Raw genomic sequence first — 21,053 nt, forward strand, 5'->3', positions numbered from 1 at the left:
TAATAGGTTGAACTTAAGTTTCTTAATATATTTGCAGCCGTATTTTAGTAAGTATATAATTTCCCTATTATATTTTCCCCTTAAGAACAACCCCTTATTATGACTCGTAACCCCTTGTGTTGCGAGTTTTTTTTGATTTGATAAAAGACTAAAAAGAAAAAGCCAACACATTTGTGCTGGCTTTTATATTTTTAATTTAGTGTATTACCAAATTTTAACTCTGTCTTCAGGTTTTAAGTACATTTTATCACCTTCTTTCACATCAAAAGCTTCGTAGAAAGCATCAACATTTTTAAGAGGCATATATGCACGGAACATTCCTGGAGCATGAGGATCAGTTTTAATTAAGTTCTTTAAAGCATCTGGTCTAGCCTTGGTACGCCATACAGTTGCCCATGATAAGAAGAAACGTTGCTCTGGAGTAAATCCATCAATATCTGCTGGACGGCCATTTTTACCTAAGAAAATTTGTAACCCTTCGTAAGCAGCATTTACACCACCTAAGTCTCCAATATTTTCTCCTAAAGTAAACTTACCATTAATATGTACGCTATCTATTGCAACCACATCGTCGAATTGCTTAACTAAAGCTTCTCCTTCTTTAGTAAACTTCTTTAAATCTTCGTCAGTCCACCAGTTATTTAAGTTTCCATCACCGTCAAAACGAGCTCCAGAATCATCAAAGCTATGTGAAATTTCATGTCCAATTACAGCTCCAATACCACCATAGTTTACAGCTTCGTCTGCTTTATAGTTGTAGAAAGGAGGTTGTAAAATAGCTGCTGGGAATACGATTTCATTGTTTACAGGATTAAAGTAAGCGTTTACAGTTTGAGGAGACATTCCCCACTCTGATCTATCTACAGGCTTACCTAATTTCTCCATATTCTTTTCGTAGTTCCATTTTGTAACATTGATAGCATTTTCAAAATAAGACCCTCCATTTTTAATACCTTTAACTTGTAATGCAGAGTAATCTTTCCATTTGTCTGGATATGCAATTTTTACTGTTAACTTATGTAATTTATCTAAAGCTTTTTGCTTTGTAGAATCACCCATCCAAGTTACACCATTAATACGCTTTTCGAAACCTAACATTACATTGTCAATCATTTCTTTAGCTTTTTTCTTTGCTTCTGGTGGGAACTTAGCATCAACATATAATTTACCAAGTGCTTCTCCTATAGATCCGTTAACTGAAGCTAAAGCTCTTTCTCTACGAGGACGTTGCTTCTTAGCACCTCTTAAATCTTTACTATAAAATTCCCAGTTAGCAGTTTCTAAATCTGTAGATAATAAACCAGCAGCATTGTTAATAGCATTCCAACGTAACAATAATTTGATATCGTCAACAGAACGGTTAGAGAAGATATCGTTCATTGCTTTAAAGTAGTTTGGATCTGTTACAATAACCTTATCGATATTTTCTACTCCAATACCTTTTAAATGAGCATCCCAATCAATTGCTGGCGCTAAAGTTTGTAATTCAGCAACCGTCATAGGGTTGTATAATTTACGAGTATCTCTACGATCTTCTTTAGTCATCATAGGTTTTGCTAAACTAGCTTCAAAAGCAACAACATTCGCAGCATTTTCTTTTGAAGTAGCTTCATCATCACCAAATTTTTGTAACATAGTAGCTACAAAACCTTCATATTTTTTAAGTTTTTCTTTAGTATCAGCATCTTCATCTACATAGTAATCTCTAGATAAACCTAAACCTGCTGATCCCATATAACCAGCATTCATGTTACTATTTTTTAAGTCATTGAAAACACCAAACCCGAAGAAACCACCACCACCATATGGAGCCACATTAATTAAATATGTTTCAACATCTTTTTTAGTTTTGATTTCATCAATTTTAGCTAAGTAAGGTTTTAAAGGATCAATTCCCTGCTGATTACGAGCAACAGTGTCCATGATACTTTCAAAGTAGTTTACGGCTTTTTGTTGATCGCTATCAATTTCATTTCCTTGAGCATCTTTTACTTTTGGAAAATTTCCTTGCTTGATAGCTTCATCTAAAATAGCTAAAACATCTGCGTCGGTCTTTTTTCTTAATTCAGAAAAACTTCCCCAACGTGTTCTATCATCTGGAATTTCAGTATTCTTATCCCAAGTACCGTTAACGTAGTTATAAAAATCTTCTGTAGGCTTTACAGAAGTATCCATATTTTCAAGAACAATTCCTTGAACCTTCTCTTCTGGTTTTTGATCTGTTTTACAAGAAACAATAGCTAAAGAAGCTACGGCTGAAGTAAACAGAACTTTGTGAATGGTTTTCATGTATGTATAAATTTGATTGATATTAACACTCTTATTTTTAATAAGAGTGTTTTTGTTGAAAATTGTTACACTTTAACTCTTAATTTTTGTTTTTGGAGGGTTTGGCAATGCGTCGAATCCCATATTATACAATGTAAATCCAAAAATGTCAGAGTACTGTTCAATAGTTTTAGAAACAGGTGTTCCTGCACCATGTCCTGCGTTTGTTTCAATACGAATTAATACAGGATTAGTTCCTTTATGTTTTTCTTGTAATTCAGCAGCAAATTTAAAACTATGAGCAGGTACTACACGATCATCATGATCACCTGTAGTTACCATAGTAGCAGGATATTCAACCCCTTCTTTAACATTATGTACTGGAGAATATCCTTTTAAATAATCAAACATTTCTTTGCTTTGTTCAGCAGTACCATAGTCGTAAGCCCAACCAGCACCTGCTGTAAATGTATGATAACGTAACATGTCTAATACTCCAACAGCTGGTAATGCTACACGCATTAAATCAGGACGTTGTGTCATAGTAGCTCCTACTAATAAACCTCCATTTGATCCACCTCTTATTGCTAAATAATCAGATGAAGTATATTTATTAGAAATCAAGAATTCTGCTGCTGCAATAAAATCATCAAATACATTTTGTTTTTGTAATTGTGTACCTGCAACGTGCCACTTTTTACCATATTCACCACCACCACGTAAATTAGGAACAGCATAAACACCACCTTGTTCCATCCAAACAGCATTGGCAATACTAAAACTTGGAGTTAAACTGATATTAAACCCACCATAACCATATAAAATAGTAGGGTTTTTTCCATTTAGCTCAATTCCTTTTTTATAGGTAATAATCATAGGAACTTTAGTGCTATCTTTTGAAGTGTAAAAAACTTGTTTACTTTCATAATCATCAGAGTTGAAAGATATAGCAGGCTTCCAGTATGTTTCGTAAGTTCCAGTTTCTGGATTAAATTTATATGATGAGCTAGGTGTGTTGTAGTTTGTAAAAGAGAAATACAACTCTTTTGCATTTGTTTTTCCACCAAACCCTCCAGCAGAACCAACTCCTGGTAATTTAACTTCACGAACTAACTTTCCATCAAAATCATATTGTAATACTTTAGATACAGCATCTACCATATATTCAGCAAAAAAATATCCAGCACCTGTAGAAGGTGATAATACATTTTCTGTTTCTGCAATAAAGTCCTTCCAGTTTTCTGGAGTAGGATTGTTAGCATCAGTAGTAACTACTTTTTTATTCGGTGCATTTAAGTTAGTTACCAAATATAATTGATCACCTCTATTATCTATAACATAGGTGTCACTGTCATAATTATCTAAAACAACCGTTAACTTACTGTCTGATTTAGTTAAATCTTTTAAAAATAATTTATTACCAGAAGTAGAAGTAGAAGCAGAAATAACTAAGAATTTATCATCCTCTGTTAAATAACCTCCTACATATCTATTTTTTTCTTCAGGAGTTGCACCAAAAATTACCTCATCTGTATTTTGAGGAGTATTTAATTTATGATAGTATAATTTGTGTTGATCAGTTTTAGCAGATAATTCGCTTCCTTTAGGTTTGTCATAACTAGAGTAGTAAAAACCTTCATCTCCTTTCCAAGCAATACCTGAGAATTTTACATCAACTAAAGTGTCACCAATAATTTCTTTATTCTTGGCATCCATTACAATAATCTTTCTCCAATCACTTCCTCCTTCAGAAATAGAGTAAGCAACAATGTTTCCACTTTTTGAAAAATTAACACCTCCTAAAGAAGTAGTTCCGTCTTCAGAAAAAGTATTTGGATCAAGGAAAACCTCTTCCTTTCCATCAGCATCTTTTCTGTAAAGTACGTATTGGTTTTGAAGTCCATCGTTTTTATAGAAATAAGTAAAATCTCCTTCTTTAAATGGAGTGCCTACTTTTTCATAATTCCATAATTCAGATAAACGATCTTTTAATTGTTCACGATATGGAATCTTACTTAAATAATCAAAGGTAACTTCATTTTCAGCTTTCACCCATGCTTCCGTTTCTGGGCTACGATCATCTTCTAACCAACGATAATTATCGGTAACTTTAGTACCAAAATATTCATCTACAACAGGTTTTTTAGTTGTTTCAGGGTAATTCACTGTAATATCTCTTTTTGTTTGTTTGTTTTCTTTACACGCCACAAGCATAGTTCCAGCAGCAAGAAAGGGAAGGATTATTTTTCTCATCGTATTTATTAATGATTAGTTAATTCTTTCAAAATTAGAAGAAAAAACTAACCAAGCGTTACATTTTAAGATGAATTTAACAATTAAAATTCCAATTGTAATTTTTAGAAAGAAAAACGACTACCTTTACACTAATTAGATTATGTGATATGACAGAAAATTTAACAAAAGAAAGCTTTTTTGAGAAAGTTTTTAATTATGAAGAGAATAAAGAATGGAAGTTTGAAGGAGAAATACCTGCAATCATTGATTTTTATGCAGATTGGTGTGGGCCATGTAAAATGCTTGCGCCTGTATTAGAACAATTGAGTGAAGAATATGAAGGGAAAATCCACATTTATAAAATAGACACCGAAGCAGAACAAGAACTTTCTGCAGCATTTGGAATTAGAAGTATTCCTTCTATGTTATTTTGCCCAATTGGAGAAGATCCACAAATGGCTAATGGAGCACTACCTAAAAATCAAATTGAACAAATTATTGCAGATGTTTTAAAAGTTAAGAAATAAGCAATAATTATAAGAGTAAAAAGTGGAGCGGTTAGGTTCCACTTTTTTTATGTTTATACCCAAAATAAGAATCCCAGTGAATATCACTACTTAAGCTGATTTTTTGTTTTTAAAATATTGTTTTTCAGGTATTTGTGATTTTTGTGATTTTTGGTGTTTTTACTCAAGAATTACCATTTTGTTAAAAACTTCAAGGGATTTGTGAATAAGTATGACTTTTAAATTTTAGCAAAAATTGCAATCTTTGTTTTATCCCCTTTTTGAAAAAAATAACTCTAAAATTTAGCTCTTAAAAGGATGTCATCTATTGAACCTATTTTACAAGAAAACAAAGATCGATTTGTAATATTTCCAATCCAACATAATGATTTGTGGGAATGGTATAAAAAGCAACAAGCATGTTTTTGGACTGCCGAAGAAATCGATTTACATTCTGATTTGAATGATTGGAATACCAAATTAACGGACGATGAACGTTATTTTATTAAACACATTTTAGCATTTTTTGCAGCATCGGATGGTATTGTAAATGAAAATTTAGCAGAAAACTTTGTAAATGAAGTTCAGTATTCTGAAGCAAAATTTTTCTATGGTTTCCAAATCATGATGGAAAATATACATTCAGAAACATATTCATTATTAATAGATACATATATTAAAAATGAAGAAGAGAAGGATCGTCTTTTTAAAGCAATAGAGGTATTTCCAGCAATTAAGAAGAAAGCTGATTGGGCCTTAAAATGGATAGATTCTGATTCTTTTGCAGAGCGATTAATAGCGTTTGCAGCAGTAGAAGGAATTTTCTTTTCAGGTTCTTTCTGTTCTATCTTCTGGTTAAAGAAACGTGGTTTATTACCAGGATTAACTTTCTCGAACGAATTAATTTCTCGTGATGAAGGGATGCACTGTGATTTTGCAGTTCATTTACACAATAATCACTTAGTAAATAAAGTTTCAAAAGAAAGAATATCTGAAATCATTGTTTCAGCTTTAGATATAGAACGTGAGTTTATCACAGAATCATTGCCTGTTAGTTTAATAGGAATGAATGCAAAATTAATGACACAATATTTAGAGTTTGTAACTGACAGATTATTAGTAGAATTTGGTTGTGAAAAAGTTTACAACGCTACAAATCCGTTTGACTTTATGGAAATGATTTCTTTAGAGGGGAAAACTAATTTCTTCGAAAAAAGAGTATCAGAATACCAAAAAGCAGGAGTAAAATCTGGAGGAACAGGAAGCATTAGTTTTGATGCTGATTTCTAAATAAAAACTGCAATCCCCTACACGCGGTATAGCTCGGTTAAAATAGTTATTTAACCTAAACAAAAATTTAAATTAATATCCCCTAAACTAAGGTTTTTAAAGCTTTGGTCTAGGAATTTATTAACTAACTCAAAAGAAAACAAAGGAATATGTATGTAGTAAAAAGAGATGGCAGAAAAGAGCCAGTAATGTTCGATAAGATTACAGCTCGAGTAAGAAAAATGTGTTATGGGTTAAACAAAATTGTTGACCCAGTGAAAGTAGCAATGCGAGTTATTGAAGGATTATATGATGGGGTAACTACTTCTGAATTAGATAATTTAGCAGCTGAAGTAGCAGCTACAATGACTACAGCACATCCTGACTATGCAAAATTAGCAGCTAGAATTGCCGTATCTAACTTACATAAAAACACCAAAAAGTCATTCTCTGAAACAATGACTGATTTGTATGAATATATCAACCCTCGCACAGGAAATAAGGCTCCATTATTAGCTGATGACGTGTATAAAATTATTATGGATAATGCAGAGAAATTAGACTCTACAATTATCTACAGTCGCGACTTCAACTACGATTACTTTGGGTTTAAAACATTAGAGCGTTCTTATTTACTAAAATTAAACGGACAAATTTCTGAAAGACCTCAGCAAATGTTAATGCGTGTGTCTATAGGAATTCATAAGGAGGATATTGATGAAGCTATCGCTACATACGAGTTAATGAGTAAAAAGTACTTTACACATGCTACACCAACATTATTTAATGCAGGTACTCCAAAACCACAAATGTCATCTTGTTTCTTATTACAAATGCAAGACGATAGTATTGATGGTATTTATGATACATTAAAACAAACGGCTAAAATATCACAATCTGCTGGTGGTATTGGTTTATCTATACATAATATTCGTGCTACAGGTAGCTATATTGCTGGAACAAATGGTACATCAAATGGAATTGTACCAATGTTACGTGTATTTAATGATACTGCTCGTTATGTAGACCAAGGAGGAGGAAAACGTAAGGGGTCTTTTGCAATGTATTTAGAACCTTGGCATGCTGATATTTATGAGTTTTTAGATTTAAAGAAGAACCACGGTAAAGAAGAAATGCGTGCTCGTGATTTATTCTATGCAATGTGGATTTCTGATTTATTCATGAAACGTGTTCAAGAAGATGGAAACTGGACATTAATGTGTCCACACGAATGTCCGCATCTATATGATACTTATGGAGAAGAGTTCGAACGTTTGTATACAAGTTACGAGCAAGCAGGAAAGGGAAGAAAAACAATCAAGGCACGTGATTTATGGGAGAAAATCTTAGAATCTCAAATTGAAACAGGTACACCGTACATGTTATACAAAGATGCTGCGAACCGTAAATCAAACCAAAAGAATTTAGGAACAATTCGTTCTTCAAATCTATGTACTGAGATTATGGAATATACTGCAGAAGATGAGGTAGCAGTATGTAACTTAGCATCGATTGCAATACCAATGTTTGTTGCAGAAGATGAAAATGGAAATAAATTCTTTGATCATAATAAATTATTTGAAGTAACTAAAAAAGTAATTAGAAACTTAGATACAGTTATTGATCGTAACTATTATCCAGTAGTAGAAGCAGAGAATTCTAATATGCGTCATCGTCCTGTAGGATTAGGAATTCAAGGATTAGCAGACGCGTTTATCATGTTACGTATGCCTTTTACAGGAGATGAAGCTAAGAAATTAAATCAGGAGATTTTTGAAACCTTATATTTTGCAGCGGTAACCTCTTCTATGGAAGTAGCAAAAGCAAAAGGAGCATACTCTACATATGAAGGATCACCAATGTCACAAGGAGAATTCCAACACAATATGTGGGGAGTTAACGATGATGAATTGAGTGGTCGTTGGGATTGGAAGAAATTACGCAAAGATGTTAAGAAACATGGAGTTCGTAACTCTTTATTAGTAGCTCCTATGCCTACAGCATCAACATCTCAAATCTTAGGAAACAATGAAGCTTTTGAACCATACACTTCTAATATTTATACGCGTAGAGTGTTGTCAGGAGAGTTTATCGTTGTAAACAAACACCTATTAGAAGATTTAGTAGAGCTTGGTTTATGGGATAACAATATGAAAGAAGATATTATGCGTGCAAACGGATCTATTCAACATATTGAAGCTATTCCACAAGACTTAAAAGATTTATACAAAACGGTTTGGGAGATGAGTATGAAAGATATTATTGATATGGCTCGCCATAGAGGATATTTTATCGACCAATCTCAATCGTTGAATTTATTTATGAAAGATCCTGATTATGGTAAGTTAACATCAATGCATTTCTATGCGTGGAAATCTGGATTAAAAACCGGGATGTATTACTTACGTACGAAATCTGCCGTAAATGCGAAACAGTTTACGTTAGACGTAGAAAAGAAAGATGAAGACAAGCCAATGAGTGAAGAAGAATTTAAAGCAATGGTAGAGGCTTCTAAAAACGCTGGTCCAGATGATTGTTTAATGTGTGGATCTTAAAATTGAATTAATATTTCTAACTAAAGGAGAAATTTAATTATAATAGCAGTTAAATGTATAAAGAGAAGTCGAAAGGCTTCTCTTTTCATTTATAATATTTGTAGTTTTGATACTATAAAAAAACAAAGCTATGTTCAAAGGAATTTTAATTTTTATACTTATTGTGTCCTTTCTTGTAACCATATTGAATCAAAAAAACGAACAAGAAAGAAAGGAAACAAAAAAGAAGATGAAAGAAGGTTTTATATTGTCAAATAAGATAGCGTCTTTAGAACAATCTTCTTATACGAAACACTCTATTACTAAACACTCTATTACTAAACCATTAATCTTGTTGTTAGAAGACTCTTATTTACATAGTAACATTGGTGAACAGCTAACAGATATTAACATAAAAGTTATTGAAAAAGAGTTAGGGTTATCATTGCCCGTTTCCTATAAAATTTTCTTGCAATATTTCGGAGATGGTGCAGATTGGTTATATCACCAAAGTATTGATAGTGCAAAAAACATTGGTAAACTCAAAGAATACAGAAGAGGGTTAGGAGCACAAATAAATTGGATCGGAGAAAAAGAGCTAGAAGTAGACACTATATTATGTTTAATGACAGAAGACTCAAATGGAGGAGCTTGGTGTTGGATAACATCTGAAGTTGATGAAAATGGTGAATGGCCTTTAGCGTATTTTAATAGGGAAGATGGAAGTCTTTACTTTAAAATAGAAAACTTCACTGAGTGGTTAAAAACACTGGTAGCAAGTAAATCAGAAGTTATTCGCGCATTAGATACAGAAGACAAGTTAGGTTTAGGTTAACTTTTAAAATCTTTAAAAGACTCTTTTTCGTATTTTCGACAAAATTTTATTTGAGATGATGAACTGGGAACAACTATTGTCGTTAAAAAGACATGGAGATACTCAAAAGAGAGAACGAATTCACCAAGATGAAACTCGTTTAGGTTTTGAAGTAGATTTTGATAGAATAATTTTCTCTTCTGCTTTTAGAAGTTTACAAGATAAAACACAAGTAATTCCCCTATCAAAAACAGATTTTGTACATACGCGACTTACCCATAGTTTAGAAGTGTCTGTAGTAGGAAGGACATTGGGTAGACGTGTAGGGAAAGTTCTACTTGAACGTCATCCATATTTACAAGAACTAGGATATACTTTTAACGACTTCGGTGCAATTGTAGCAGCTGCTTCAGTAATGCATGATATAGGAAATCCTCCTTTTGGTCATTCAGGAGAAAAAGCAATAGGAGAGTATTTTAAAACAGGAAAGGGACTCCAATACAAGGAATACTTAAGCGATTTAGAATATCAAGATTTGATAGATTTTGAAGGAAATGCTAATGGGTTTAAGATCTTAACAGAAAATAGAGATGGAGTTGAGGGAGGATTACGTTTGAGTTATGCGACTCTAGGAGCATTTATTAAGTATCCTAAAGAATCATTGCCAAAGAAACCAACCAAGCATATTTCAGATAAAAAATATGGTTTTTTTCAAAGTGAAAAAGAAGCTTTTTTGGATATAACAAATGATTTAGGGTTGATCAATAAAGATAGAGAAGGAATTTCTTTCTATCGTCATCCTTTAGCATATTTAGTAGAGGCGGCTGATGATATTTGTTATACTATTATTGATTTTGAAGACGGAATTAATCTTGGGTTAATAGATGAAGATTATGCGTTGGAATACATGATTAAATTGGTGAAAGATGTTATAGACAGCAAAAAATATCACTCACTTCAACACAAAAAAGATAGAGTTAGTTATTTAAGAGCGTTGGCTATTGGAGTCTTGATAAATGAAGCCGTAGATATCTTTTTAGCAAATGAAGAAACAATTTTAAAAGGAACTTTTGACAAAGGTTTGTTAGATAAGTGTAAGTATGAGGCACAAATTAACGACATAATCAAGATAAGTGTAAATAAAATTTACAAAAGCAAAGAAGTTATTGAGAAGGAAGTGGCTGGATATAAGATCATTGCTGACTTGTTAGATGTTTTTGTAACAGCACTCAATAATAAGTTTCAAGGAAGAGCATCTAATTATGACACTTTGGTGTTAAACTTACTTCCTGAAGAGTATCAGCAAGAAAAAGAAAGTTTATACCATAGAATAATGCAAATATGTAGTTATGTAGCAGGGTTATCTGATGGATATGCAATACGCCTATTTAATAAGATAAAAGGCGATGTTATATAACTAAGAATTAATTTGTTAGATTTGTGTTCTTTCAAAAAAGTAGGGTAAAAAACTTTTTACCTGTTATATAAGTTATAAATAAAATGAAGATGAATAAAAAACTACTACCCTTTTTCGGTTTACTGATGATTGCAGGAGTGGGTTTAATTTTAAAAGACTCATTCAAAAAAGAATCAGAAGTAGAAAAACTTAGAAAGCAACATGCTGAGTTTTTACAAAACCACCCTTATCAGAAAATAGCGGAACTTCCAAAGAAGCAAAGAAAAGCGATGGGATTACCTCCTAATGCTTACTTTGAACAGAAGTCTTTGAGTGAAATTGACCCTTCAACAGGACAAACACATAGAGAAAAAATATACGATCTTCAAGAAAAGTTAAACAAAAGAAGAGCAGGTTTAAAAGCTCCAGGAGAAGCAGATAATGCATGGGTTGAAAGAGGTCCAGATAATGTAGGAGGAAGAACAAGAGCTTTAATTTTTGATCCAAATGATGCTACCAACGAAACAGTATTTGCTGGAGGTGTAAGTGGAGGATTATGGAAAAACACGAATATTTCAAATTCAAATTCTAAATGGGAACGTGTTGGGATTCCTGAAAATTTAGCGGTTTCTTCTATCGCAGTTGATCCTAACAATTCTCAAATATTCTATGTAGGAACAGGTGAAACATTTGTAAATGGAGAAATTAATGGAGACGGATTATGGAAATCTACAGATGGAGGAACAACATGGAATAGAATTATTGGTAGAGAAATCGGTAGTCCAGTAATTAAGTATAACGTTCAATTAACGGTGAACTCACCTGCTAGTGTAGCAAATGATTACATAGCAATTTTATCTAAAGCGTTTGGTAGTGCAATAACTACTCCAATTACTAGTGATATTGTTTTAGCAGAAGATGATAATGGAGACGCTTCGGTTTCTTCTACTGATGCGAATGATGCTTGTGACAATATAACAAACGCAGCAGCCTTAAATGGAAAGATAGCTATTGTAAGAAGAGGAGCATGTAACTTTTCTTTAAAAGCACTAAAAGTACAACAAGCAGGAGCAAAAGCAATAATTATTGTTAATAACCAAGATACTGCTCCGTTTAACATGGCAGCAGGAACCGATGGGCCGAGTGTAACCATTCCTTCTATTATGGTTGGTAAAAATGATGGAGAATCTTTAATAACAGCTTTAGGTTCAGGAGCTGTAAATGTAACATTAACAGGAGGAGATTATGATGCGGTGAATGGTTTTGCTACTGTAGAAGGTATACACCACATTAATGATATCGTTGTAAGAAATAACGGAGGAACTTCTGAGGTTTTTATAGCTGTGGGAGATGTTTTTTATAGATATGGAGCTACAAATTTAGGTGGTGATACTATTGGAATATATAAATCTACTGATGGAGAAAACTTTACAAAATTAGATGTAAGAACAGCAACAGGTAATAGTTATCATCCTGTAAGAATTAAAATTGCAGCAGATAACTCTATTTATGTAAGTACAAAAAGAAGTTCTGCTTTCCGAGATGGACAAGGAGCAATTTTGAAATCTACGGACGGAACTAATTTTGACCTAGTATATACGGTGGCGGATGCAAATAGAACTGAAATTGTGGTATCACCAACAAATGCAAATACAGTATACGTATTAGCGGAAGGTACTTCAGCTGCAGCTCCAGTTAAGATGTTAAAAACAACTGATAATTTTGCAACGGTAACAGATTTAGCGTTACCAAATGATGCAGACAATGGAATTCCAGCAAATGACTTTACCAGAGGACAAGCATGGTATGATTTATTACTAGCAATTGATCCTAATAACGAAAACGTATTATATGCAGGAGGAATTGATTTATTTAAATCAACAGATGGAGGAACATCTTGGACACAAATTTCGAAATGGTCAAACAACAATAATTTAGCAGCTTTAGGTGTTCCTATTGTACATGCAGATCAACATGGTATGGCCTTTGCTTCTTCTTCAAGAATGTTATTTGGTACTGATGGAGGTGTGTATTTTTCAAATAATGGAGGTACTACAATAGGAGCAAGAAACAAGAATTATAACACACTTCAATTTTATACTTTAGGAGTTGCACCAACTACTGCTTTTGGTGGAAATGAATTTTTTATAGCTGGAGCACAAGATAATGGTACGCAGCTTGTAGAAAATGCTACAGCAGGAATCAACAGTTCTGAAAGAGCAGCTGGAGGTGATGGAGCAGCAAGTTTCTTTGATCAAGATGGAACTGATAGATACTTTATTACAAACTATGTATATAACAACTCTATCAATTTATATAACTACGCTACAAGTCAATGGACAACCATTAATAGCGAAAATGCTAGTAGAGGAGACTTTATAAATCAAGAGGATTTAGATTCTCAATTAAATATTTTATATTCAAACTATACGGAAGGTGATAGCGATTTTGTAATCAGAAGATATTCAAATATCTTAGGTAGTAGTGGAGCTGTAGTAAAAGATGAATTAAGAAATGATTTAATGAATGTAGAGCCTTCATTAATTAAGGTGTCTCCACATACAACTACTTCAACTACGCTATTTGTTGGATTAAGAAATGGAAAAGTTTTAAAAGTTGAAAAAGCAAATGAAGACACAAATACTTGGACAGAAATTACTGGATCAGGTTTTGTTGGAACTGTTTCTGATATTGAATTTGGAGCGAATGAAAATCAAATTTTTGTTACATTCCATAACTATGGAGTAACAAGCGTTTGGTATACTAGTGATGGAGGAACAACTTGGAAAAGTAAAGAAGGAGATTTACCAGATATTCCTGTAAAAACAATTTTACAAAACCCTTTAAATCCAAAAGAAGTTATTATTGGTACTGACTTAGGGGTTTGGCAAACAGATAATTTTGATGCAGATTCTCCTAGTTGGACACAATCATACAACGGAATGAGTAATGTTCCGGTTTTAGATTTAGACTTGCGTGATGATAATGTAGTATTTGCTGCTACTTATGGTAGAGGAGTTTTCTCTGGTGAGTTTAAGATAGATCCTGATGGAGATATAGATGGAGATGGTGTTTTAAATGGAGTTGATAACTGTGTTTCTACAGCAAATGCAGATCAAAAAGATACTGATGGAAACGGAGTAGGAGATGCATGTCAAGATACAGATGGAGATGGTATTATGGACGATGTTGATAACTGTATTTCTACAGCAAACCCAGATCAAGCAGATGCTGATGGAAATGGAGTAGGAGATGCATGTCAAGATTCAGATGGAGATGGTGTTATGGACAACGTAGATAACTGTATTAATAAAGCAAATCCAGATCAAAAAGACTTCAATAATGATGGAGTAGGAGATGCATGTCAAGATTCAGATGGAGATGGTATTATGGATGATGTTGATAACTGTCCAGGAACTGCAAATGCAGATCAAAAAGATACTGATGGAAATGGAGTAGGAGATGTATGTCAAGATACTGATGGAGATGGAGTTTTAGATGATACAGATAACTGTCCTAATAATGCAAATGCAGATCAAGCGGATGCTGATGGAAATGGAGTAGGAGATGCATGTCAAGATTCAGATGGAGATGGTATTATGGACGACGTTGATAACTGTATTAATACTGCAAATGCTGACCAAGCAGACGGAAACAACGACGGAGTAGGAGATGTTTGTGATACTAGCTACGAAGCACAAAATAATATTACTGCATCAATTACATCAGAAACATGTGTTGATCAAAATGACGGAAAAATAACAATTAGTGTTGCGCAAACATTTGTGAATTATACAGTTACACTTAATGGAGCAGGAAAGAGCGAAACTAAGAACATTATTGGAACAACAAGTACTACTGTATTTGAAAGCTTAGCACCAGGAAGCTATGAGGTATGTGTTTCTGTTGATGGTAGATCTTATACGCAATGTTTCGAATTTAATATTGATGAAGCTGCACCAGTTTCTTTAAGAGTTGCTAAAAAACAAGCTGCAAAAGAATATACTGTAGAAGTAAATTCAGGAACTGCTCCTTATAATGTATATTTAAACGGTGATTTAGTTGGTACTTTCAACAGTAAAACATTTAACGTTCAAGTTGAAGAAAAAGGAGTTTTAGAAGTAAAAACAGCAAAAGCTTGTGAAGGATCATTTAGAATGGTGATTGACGGTATTTTCTTAAAACAAAACCCAATTTCTACAAAGATTGAGGTGTTAATGCCAAATAACTTAAATAGAGATCAAGTAGAAACAATGGTTTATGATTTAACAGGAAAAGTAATCTTTAACCAAAAAGTTAGAGTAAGTGGAAACACATTAACAGTTCCTTTCGAAAATTATAATTCTGGAATTTATATCTTAAAATTAGGAGTTGAGAATTCTGAACCAATTAAAATATTAAAACGATGAAAAAAAATATAATATATTCAATATTAACAGTTGCTACCTTTGCCTTAACTTCTTGTGGAGGAGGAGGAGGTAGTAGCACTCCACAAAATGATCCACCTAGTGGAGTTGAACTTCAACAACCTACTAACAATCAATTATGTATTAGTAATACGGTTAATTTTGATTGGACAGATGCAACAGATCCTAATAACAATGATAATGTATCTTATAAAGTAACTTTTGCAAGTGATAGAGGTATGACAAGTAATGTAACTACTAGAACGGCAACAGCTTCTAATATTACAGTTACATTAGATAAATCTAAGGCATATTATTGGACGGTTACTGCAATAGATAGTAAACAAGCTGAAGGACCAGTATCATCTGTATTTGCATTTTTCACGAAAGGAGATGGAGTTACAAATGCTGCACCGTTTAGTGCAAAATTGGAAGCTCCTGAAAACGGAAAAGATGATGTAGCGGCAGGAACAGTTAATTTAAGATGGAAAGGAGCTGACTCTGACTCAGATGTTAGTACTTTAAAATATGATGTTTATTTTGGTGAAACAACAACTCCAGATGAAAAAGAAACTGGTTTAACAGTTCAAAATTTGGATGTTACTGTAGAAGCAGGAAAAACATATTATTGGAAAATTAATACGATAGATGCTGCTGGAGCAAAATCTATAGGACAAGTTTGGAGCTTTACAGTGAAGTAAAGTTTAAAAAGAAAGAGTATTAAAAAAGAGAAGTAAATTTTACTTCTCTTTTTTGTTTTTAGTTGGTTTATTTTTTGTTCTTTTTTTCAGAAATTGATGTTAACTCATCATACCAATGTTGACCAAATTTTCTAATTAAGGCCTCTTTTACAAATTTAAACACAGGAACTTGTAATTCTTTACCTAAAGAGCATGCATCATCGCAAATATCCCATTTATGGTAGTTTACTGCTGCAAACTCACTATAGTTTTGAACACGAACAGGATATAAGTGACATGAAATAGGTTTTTTCCAGTTAACCAGCTTTTTATTGTAAGCCTCTTCAATAGCACATAAAGCAGTTCCTTTATCGTCAAAAATTACATAAGCACATTCTGCATTATTTACTAAAGGAGTTTCTAATTCTCCAAAATCACTAGTAATCCAAGTACCTTGCTCTTCGATAGCTTTTATTCCTTCTTCTCTTAAAAAAGGTTTTACCACAGGATATATTTCCTCTAAAATTTGGGTTTCTTCTTTTTCTAAAGGAGCTCCCGCTTCACCTGCAACACAACAAATACCCTTGCATGCAGATAAGTTGCACACAAAATCCTTTTCAATAATATCTTCGGAAACAATCGTTTTACCTAGTTGAAACATACTTATAAAAAAATGATAGTTATAAACTTTACAAAAAGTTCATGTATATTTAAGTCGCAAAAATAGTAGTTTGTTAGATTACTTATCTAATTTTACAATTGAAAAATAATTAAAACATGAATTTTGATTTAAAAGAAATAGTAACTGCGTTTATGGTATTATTTGCGGTTATAGATATTATTGGAAATATTCCTATTATTATTGATTTAAGAAAAAAAGTAGGACACATTCAATCAGAAAAAGCATCATTGATAGCAGGAGTTATTATGGTGGTATTTTTGTTTTTAGGGCAACGACTCTTAAGTTTTATTGGAATAGATGTAAACTCATTCGCAGTAGCAGGTGCATTTATTTTATTTTTCATAGCCTTAGAAATGATTTTAGGAATAACTTTATATAAAGAAGACGAAGACAACGCCTTGAATGCATCAGTTTTTCCGATTGCCTTTCCTTTAATTGCAGGTCCAGGTAGCTTAACAACATTACTTTCTTTAAGGGCAGAATATGCTTTTGAAAATATATTAGTAGCTATTTTTTTAAACGTGGTTTTAATATACGTTGTATTAAAAACATCTTCAAAAATAGAACGTATTATTGGAGCTAACGGAATTAAAATAATTCAAAAGATATTTGGAGTTATTTTATTAGCAATTGCGGTAAAATTATTTGCTGCAAACATTAAAATTTTATTTGCTTAATATGACATTTGATTGTTTAATTATAGGAGGAGGTGTTTCTGGTATGCAATGTGCTTTGGTTTTAGGATCTGCACATAATAAAGCTTATGCTCAAGGAAAGAAAATAGGAATAATAATGCATCAGAAAACGTCACATTTACAAAACGCTTTATTTAACAATGTGCTAGGTGTACCAAAAGGAACTAAAGGAGAAGATATTTTGTTGCAAGGAAAACAACAATTAACCGACCTATACCCACATATAGCACAAATTGAAAAAGAAAAAGTAGAAGCCGTTTTAGAAGATGATAAAGGGTACAAGGTAATAACAAATAAGAGTGAATACTTAACAAAAGTAGTAGTTGTAGCCTTGAATTATTCGAAGCCTTTTGAGATTGCAGGATTAGAAAAATACGTAGAACGACATAGTAGAGCTAATGTTATGAAAGATAGAATACAATTGCGTAACTTTGGCCATTTAATTAGAGAGGGATTATACGTATGTGGAACCTTAGCGGGTTGGAGAAGCCAATTTGCTATTGCAGCTGGAAGTGGAGCAAGTGTAGCTACAGATATTTTAACTATTTGGAACGACCATGTGCCTACGAAAGTGCACGACAAAGTATAATCTTAGAAACACAAAGATTTAATAATGAAGAAAGTTTATCTATTAGGTTTATTAACCTTATTTTTTGTAGGATGTGGAGGAAATGACAGTGATGTTGTAAAACCTGATCCAGAAGATAAAGTGGTAGCGGTGAATGATGCGTTTGAAGCTACTGAGAACACACCTACAGCTTTGTCTGGTTTTTTGTCAAATGACACGTACAAAGAAGGAAGTATAAAATTAACATTTGATACGACTTCTAGCAAAGGAGCTACAATTGCTAAAGAAGGAAACAATTTTAGGTATACTCCAGCTACAGACTTTGTTGGAGCGGATACATTTACCTATACTATTTGTAGTACAATTACAACTTCTAGTTGTTCTACGGCAACCATAACTGTAAACGTAAAAGATGATGGAACTAGTACTGGTGGAAACGCTGGGAGCTTTAATATACCTTCAGCTTTAGCTAGCTATTACAGTAGTGTAGATTTTACAAAAACAGGATCAGATTTAAGAGAAGCATTGGCAACAGTAGTCATTAATTCTCACTCATCTTTTTTATCATATACACCAGGAGTTTGGAATGCATTGAAGGAATCTGATTTAGACCCAACAAATAGCAATAAAGTACTTTTAGTGTATGGATATAACGATTCAGATGGAAATGCAGTAACAGATAGGACTAGAGGGAAAGATAATAATGGAGGATCAGCTGGTTCAGATTGGAATAGAGAACACGTATACCCGAGATCTTTAGGAACCCCTAACTTAGGAAGTTCTGGTCCAGGTTCCGATGCACACCATTTAAGACCTGCAGATGTAACAATGAATTCTAACAGAGGAAACAAGAAGTTTGTTGCTGGTTCTGGAAATGCTGGAGATGCAACAGGAGGATGGTACCCAGGTGAAGAATGGAAAGGAGATGTAGCACGTATGATGATGTACATGTACCTACGCTACGGTAGCCAGTGTTTACCAAAGAATGTAGCTACAGGTACTGCTAATTCTTCAGATAGTAATATGATTAACTTATTATTAGAATGGAATGCTGCTGACCCTATTTCAGATTTTGAAAAAAATAGAAATAATGTACTTGCAACAAAACAAGGTAACAGAAATCCATTTATTGACAATCCTTATTTAGCAACAGTTATTTGGGGGCAAGACAGTGCAGAAAATACTTGGAAATAAAAACAAAATTAATGGCTAACTAAAAATTAGCCATTAATTTTTTCTTATAAGTTCGTCCTACAGGAATCTTCTTCTCATTTATTTGAACCAAGTTACCTGCAATATTATTAATCTTTTTAAGGTTAACTAAAAACGATTTATGAACTTGTATAAAATGATAAGGTTCCAATTTCTCTTTCCAATTTTTTAGAGAATCGATAATTAGATATTTTTTTGCAGTAGTAACAAAAGTCAAATAATTTCGATCAGATTCAATGTACAAAATACTACTAGTGTCTACTTTATGTAGTGTTTTATCAATATTTAAATAAACAAACGATTCACTCGGTTTTGAGTTAACTACTTGATGAAGTTTTTCAGCTTTACCAATAGCTTTTAAAAAGCGGTTTAAAGAAAAAGGCTTTACCAAATAATCTACAATAGTATCTAATTCAAAACTATCAACTGCAAAATTAGGATATGCAGTGGTCATAATAATTTTAGGAGGGTTTTTAACAGATTTAACAAATTCTAGCCCCGATATATCTGGTAAATTGATATCTAGAAAAAGAAGATCTACTGAATGCTCTTTTAAATATGAATTAGCTTCAATAGCTGTTTGAAAAGTTGCAACCAATTCTAATTGATTAAACTTTGCGATATAATTTTTTAAAACTAATTGCGCTGGCAATTCATCTTCAAGAATAACACATTTCATTGTAAACTATTTTAAGTTTAGATTTAGAAAAACAGAAAATGAATTATCTTTTTCGTTCAATTTCAAATCATGTTTATCTGGATAAATTAATGAAAGCCTTTTTTGTAGGTTAGGTAATCCTATAGTATTCGTTTCTTTGGTTTTTTGAACATCAAATAAGTTATGACATTTTAATAACAATTCTCCATCAATAACTTCAATAGATATAACTATTTCACTATGTGTAGAACTATGCTTAAAAGCATTTTCAATAATGGTAATTAAAAGTAAAGGAGCTATAGCATAGTTGTCATTGTCAATACTAGAAGTATAATGTACTTTTTTTATCCCTTGTGTTCTTATTTTTTGAAACTCTATATAGTTTTCAATAAAATTAAGTTCTTTTTCAAGTAAAACCTTATGAGAATTTGTTTCATATAGAACGTGTTTTAGGTTTTCAGACAGTTTTAAGATTAAATCAGGAGTTTCACTAGGTTTGTCTATAGAATAAGCGTAAATCGTGTTTAAATTATTTAACAAGACATGTGGATTTATTTGAGATTTTAAAAACTTCAATTCAATTTCAGTTCTTTCCTGATTTGCTTTCTCAACTTTTTCTTGTTCACCAATAAATTTAAATAACATCCATAAAAAAGAAAAGAAAAGTAGGGGTACTAAGGTTTGCCACAAATAATCACTCAAGCACTTCATTACAGAACAGCCACAACGAGCAAAAACATTGCAATACAATTGAGTAGCAAAAAAAGATATTGAAATAAATAAAACGCTATAAATGAAATACCACTTTTTTCGAACAAAAAAAGGAAGCAGGATAAAATAATTAAAGTATACAATAAATAGCAGTAAAAATAAATACTGTAAAAATGGATTGGCTGCCCAATAAAAATTAGTAAAAACAAATAGAGAAACGAAAATGAACAATCCCCAAAACAACACATGAATGAGGAGTTGCGTAATATTCTTTCTATATAAAATAGTTTTCATACACTGAAAGTAAATAATAAATATTAAAAGCTCAAACCTTAAGTACAAAATGCAAGTTTCTCTATACAAAATGCATTTGATACGCTTTAAAATGTAGTTGGTACAGACTTTTTTTGAGCTTGTAA

General features: G+C 32.5%; 15 protein-coding genes. 10 read left to right on the forward strand and 5 right to left on the reverse strand.

The window, feature by feature from the left end; translation table 11 throughout:
* Positions 1–204 precede the first annotated feature (204 nt).
* Both ABNT22_RS00660 and ABNT22_RS00665 read right to left on the reverse strand, forming a co-directional pair.
* Positions 205–2,289 (reverse strand): M13 family metallopeptidase, encoded by a 2,085-nt coding sequence (locus ABNT22_RS00660; protein WP_348715439.1) that lies wholly within the window; start codon positions 2,287–2,289, stop codon positions 205–207.
* Between the two features lie 72 nt (positions 2,290–2,361).
* Positions 2,362–4,521, reverse strand: a complete 2,160-nt coding sequence (locus ABNT22_RS00665) for a prolyl oligopeptidase family serine peptidase (RefSeq protein WP_348715441.1) — start codon at positions 4,519–4,521, stop codon at positions 2,362–2,364.
* A 149-nt stretch (positions 4,522–4,670) separates the two neighbouring features.
* On the opposite strand from ABNT22_RS00665, the gene trxA reads away from it, so the two are divergent.
* From trxA to ABNT22_RS00700, 7 genes are all read left to right on the forward strand, one after another.
* On the forward strand, positions 4,671–5,030 hold the full coding sequence (gene trxA / locus ABNT22_RS00670) for a thioredoxin (RefSeq protein WP_348715442.1): 360 nt from the start codon (positions 4,671–4,673) through the stop codon (positions 5,028–5,030).
* Between the two features lie 297 nt (positions 5,031–5,327).
* Entirely contained in the window at positions 5,328–6,299 is a 972-nt protein-coding gene (locus ABNT22_RS00675) for a ribonucleotide-diphosphate reductase subunit beta (RefSeq protein WP_348715444.1), read from the forward strand.
* A gap of 149 nt (positions 6,300–6,448) precedes the next feature.
* Positions 6,449–8,833 (forward strand): ribonucleoside-diphosphate reductase subunit alpha, encoded by a 2,385-nt coding sequence (locus ABNT22_RS00680; RefSeq protein WP_348715446.1) that lies wholly within the window; start codon positions 6,449–6,451, stop codon positions 8,831–8,833.
* Positions 8,834–8,963: 130 nt separating this feature from the next.
* Positions 8,964–9,647, forward strand: a complete 684-nt coding sequence (locus ABNT22_RS00685) for an SMI1/KNR4 family protein (RefSeq protein WP_348715449.1) — start codon at positions 8,964–8,966, stop codon at positions 9,645–9,647.
* Between the two features lie 58 nt (positions 9,648–9,705).
* On the forward strand, positions 9,706–11,043 hold the full coding sequence (locus ABNT22_RS00690; RefSeq protein WP_348716684.1) for a deoxyguanosinetriphosphate triphosphohydrolase: 1,338 nt from the start codon (positions 9,706–9,708) through the stop codon (positions 11,041–11,043).
* Positions 11,044–11,132: 89 nt separating this feature from the next.
* Positions 11,133–15,431 (forward strand): thrombospondin type 3 repeat-containing protein, encoded by a 4,299-nt coding sequence (locus ABNT22_RS00695; protein WP_348715451.1) that lies wholly within the window; start codon positions 11,133–11,135, stop codon positions 15,429–15,431.
* The gene (locus tag ABNT22_RS00700) at positions 15,428–16,129 is read left to right on the forward strand and encodes a hypothetical protein (protein WP_348715453.1); all 702 of its coding nucleotides are present in this window, start codon (positions 15,428–15,430) and stop codon (positions 16,127–16,129) included. The genes ABNT22_RS00695 and ABNT22_RS00700 overlap by 4 nt, the downstream gene beginning before the upstream one ends.
* A 67-nt stretch (positions 16,130–16,196) precedes the next feature.
* On the opposite strand, the gene ABNT22_RS00705 is transcribed toward ABNT22_RS00700, so the two are convergent.
* Positions 16,197–16,769, reverse strand: coding sequence for a DUF3109 family protein (locus ABNT22_RS00705; protein WP_348715455.1), 573 nt, complete (start codon positions 16,767–16,769; stop codon positions 16,197–16,199).
* 116 nt (positions 16,770–16,885) lie between these two features.
* Between ABNT22_RS00705 and ABNT22_RS00710 the strand changes: the two genes are divergently transcribed.
* Genes ABNT22_RS00710 through ABNT22_RS00720 form a run of 3 tightly spaced genes read left to right on the forward strand, consistent with a single transcriptional unit; the run spans position 16,886 to position 19,247 of the window.
* Positions 16,886–17,467 carry a MarC family protein gene (locus ABNT22_RS00710; RefSeq protein ID WP_348715457.1) on the forward strand — a complete coding sequence of 194 codons (582 nt, stop codon included), beginning with the start codon at positions 16,886–16,888 and terminating at the stop codon, positions 17,465–17,467.
* A gap of 1 nt (position 17,468) precedes the next feature.
* Positions 17,469–18,074 (forward strand): NAD(P)/FAD-dependent oxidoreductase, encoded by a 606-nt coding sequence (locus tag ABNT22_RS00715; protein ID WP_348715459.1) that lies wholly within the window; start codon positions 17,469–17,471, stop codon positions 18,072–18,074.
* 24 nt (positions 18,075–18,098) lie between these two features.
* Positions 18,099–19,247, forward strand: a complete 1,149-nt coding sequence (locus ABNT22_RS00720; RefSeq protein WP_348715461.1) for an endonuclease — start codon at positions 18,099–18,101, stop codon at positions 19,245–19,247.
* Between the two features lie 19 nt (positions 19,248–19,266).
* Here the strand turns inward: ABNT22_RS00720 and ABNT22_RS00725 are convergent, their stop codons facing one another.
* Entirely contained in the window at positions 19,267–19,944 is a 678-nt protein-coding gene (locus ABNT22_RS00725; protein ID WP_348715463.1) for a LytTR family DNA-binding domain-containing protein, read from the reverse strand.
* 6 nt (positions 19,945–19,950) lie between these two features.
* Positions 19,951–20,928, reverse strand: a complete 978-nt coding sequence (locus ABNT22_RS00730; protein WP_348715465.1) for a histidine kinase — start codon at positions 20,926–20,928, stop codon at positions 19,951–19,953.
* Positions 20,929–21,053 lie beyond the last annotated feature (125 nt).

This window comes from Tenacibaculum sp. 190130A14a, assembly GCF_964048965.1.
Classification (GTDB): domain Bacteria; phylum Bacteroidota; class Bacteroidia; order Flavobacteriales; family Flavobacteriaceae; genus Polaribacter; species Polaribacter polynesiense.

Excerpts from the sequence above, each read along its gene's own strand:
- ABNT22_RS00660 (WP_348715439.1), bottom strand. The coding sequence starts at position 2,289 with ATGAAAACCATTCACAAAGTTCTGTTTACTTCAGCCGTAGCTTCTTTA.
- ABNT22_RS00665 (WP_348715441.1), bottom strand. The coding sequence starts at position 4,521 with ATGAGAAAAATAATCCTTCCCTTTCTTGCTGCTGGAACTATGCTTGTG.
- trxA (WP_348715442.1), top strand. The coding sequence starts at position 4,671 with ATGACAGAAAATTTAACAAAAGAAAGCTTTTTTGAGAAAGTTTTTAAT.
- ABNT22_RS00675 (WP_348715444.1), top strand. The coding sequence starts at position 5,328 with ATGTCATCTATTGAACCTATTTTACAAGAAAACAAAGATCGATTTGTA.
- ABNT22_RS00680 (WP_348715446.1), top strand. The coding sequence starts at position 6,449 with ATGTATGTAGTAAAAAGAGATGGCAGAAAAGAGCCAGTAATGTTCGAT.
- ABNT22_RS00685 (WP_348715449.1), top strand. The coding sequence starts at position 8,964 with ATGTTCAAAGGAATTTTAATTTTTATACTTATTGTGTCCTTTCTTGTA.
- ABNT22_RS00690 (WP_348716684.1), top strand. The coding sequence starts at position 9,706 with ATGAACTGGGAACAACTATTGTCGTTAAAAAGACATGGAGATACTCAA.
- ABNT22_RS00695 (WP_348715451.1), top strand. The coding sequence starts at position 11,133 with ATGAATAAAAAACTACTACCCTTTTTCGGTTTACTGATGATTGCAGGA.
- ABNT22_RS00700 (WP_348715453.1), top strand. The coding sequence starts at position 15,428 with ATGAAAAAAAATATAATATATTCAATATTAACAGTTGCTACCTTTGCC.
- ABNT22_RS00705 (WP_348715455.1), bottom strand. The coding sequence starts at position 16,769 with ATGTTTCAACTAGGTAAAACGATTGTTTCCGAAGATATTATTGAAAAG.
- ABNT22_RS00710 (WP_348715457.1), top strand. The coding sequence starts at position 16,886 with ATGAATTTTGATTTAAAAGAAATAGTAACTGCGTTTATGGTATTATTT.
- ABNT22_RS00715 (WP_348715459.1), top strand. The coding sequence starts at position 17,469 with ATGACATTTGATTGTTTAATTATAGGAGGAGGTGTTTCTGGTATGCAA.
- ABNT22_RS00720 (WP_348715461.1), top strand. The coding sequence starts at position 18,099 with ATGAAGAAAGTTTATCTATTAGGTTTATTAACCTTATTTTTTGTAGGA.
- ABNT22_RS00725 (WP_348715463.1), bottom strand. The coding sequence starts at position 19,944 with ATGAAATGTGTTATTCTTGAAGATGAATTGCCAGCGCAATTAGTTTTA.
- ABNT22_RS00730 (WP_348715465.1), bottom strand. The coding sequence starts at position 20,928 with ATGAAAACTATTTTATATAGAAAGAATATTACGCAACTCCTCATTCAT.